The 1,543-nt window shown below is 60.9% G+C and carries 2 protein-coding genes; both read left to right on the forward strand.

Annotation, left to right across the window (positions count from 1 at the left end):
• Nucleotides 1–116: 116 nt before the first annotated feature.
• Nucleotides 117–1,016 (forward strand): M23 family metallopeptidase, encoded by a 900-nt coding sequence (locus V6C16_RS12955; RefSeq protein ID WP_333535429.1) that lies wholly within the window; start codon nt 117–119, stop codon nt 1,014–1,016.
• Between the two features lie 263 nt (nt 1,017–1,279).
• Nucleotides 1,280–1,543 (forward strand): DMT family transporter (locus tag V6C16_RS12960; protein WP_333543405.1); only part of this gene is annotated, 264 nt, incomplete at its 3' end.

The raw sequence follows: 1,543 nt of genomic DNA on the forward strand, positions 1-1,543 counted from the left end.
ACAGCGCGCATCACAGCGTGTCCGGCAACGCGCGGGAAGGCATGGGCCATGAAGGCTGACCCCGTGCGCGCCTGTCGCATTGACAGGGCCGTCACAGCCCCCTAAAGTTGCACCGCATGCTTTTCGGCAAATACCATATCGTCATATTCAAGGAAGGCCGCAGCGGCAGCCGCAATCTACGGATGCGCGGCTGGTTCGGTTTTTCGCTCTGCGCGCTGGTGCTGGCCCTTGTGGCCTGTAATGTCTGGCTGCTTCAGGCGTGGCTTGAGTCTCGCCATCTTGACGATGACCTTGAGAACGCCCAGCGGGTCATCACCGAACAGCGCCGCCAGCTTGTGAGCCTGGCCGAGCGTATATCCCAGGTGAGCCGCGACCTGCAGCGGGTGCAGGGCTTTGACTCCAAGCTGCGCATTATGATGAATATGGAAAAAGACCCCGCTGACGCAGGCGGGGGCCTTGATGTTGTGGGCGATTTTTCGCGTTCCTATCTGCCTTTGCACCGGCAGGAACTGGCCGCCCGCAAAATGCAGGATTTTCTTGAGCGCCTTTCGGAGTCTGCCAGACTTGAAGAAGTGCGACAGCAAGACCTTTTGCTGGCCCTGCGCGAAAATCGTGACGCGCTTTCTTCCATGCCGACCATCTGGCCTGTTGTGGGCTTTGTGTCGTCGAGCTTCGGAAGGCGCTCGTCGCCTTTCGGCGGGCGGGGGCAGTTCCACAAGGGACTGGACATCACCAACCGTGTGGGAACGCCCATTGTGGCCCCGGCTCAGGGGCTGGTCAGCCAGTCCGGCCACGACGGGGCCTACGGCCTGAGTATCGAGATCAACCACGGCAGCGGCATTATCACCAAATACGGGCATATGCAGCGCTGCGCCGTGCCTGTGGGGGTGTGGGTCAAGCGTGGGCAGGTCATAGGCTATGTGGGCATGAGCGGAAGAACCACCGGGCCGCATCTGCACTATGAGGTGCGCCTTAACGGGGTTCCCGTCAATCCCATGCGGTATATTCTGGACTGATTGCTCCGGGGCTGTTGCGTATCTGTTCCGCGCGGCTTTTTTGTCTTTCCTGCGACGACCCTGCCCCGGCCGGGCGCGCACAGGGCATTGCAGGCGCGCAATGCCGCCACAGGGGCAGGAAGCGGCCTGTGTCGTAAAGCATAGCATCCTTCGGCTGGACAGCCTTGAGCGCGGCCTTATATTCCATAACAGGAGGACGACCTCCCCCCCACAGCAGGGGCATCTTGTCCGGGACGACCCGGCTCTGAAAAAAGGAGAGCCGAATGGCCTGGATATTGCTGTTTTTTGCCGGTCTTCTTGAGGTTGTGTGGGCGTACACCATGAAGCTGTCCATTGGCTTCACAAAACCTCTTCCTACCGTACTCACCCTGGCGGCCATGATCGCCAGTTTTGGCCTGTTGGCCGTAGCCATGAAAAGCCTGCCTCTGGGTACGGCCTATACCATCTGGACGGGCATCGGCGCTGTGGGGGCCTTTGTGCTCGGCATCGCGGTGCTGGGCGAGCCGGTAAGCGCCATGCGCGTGGGC

Source organism: Desulfovibrio sp. 1188_IL3213, from assembly GCF_036763145.1.
Classification (GTDB): domain Bacteria; phylum Desulfobacterota; class Desulfovibrionia; order Desulfovibrionales; family Desulfovibrionaceae; genus Desulfovibrio.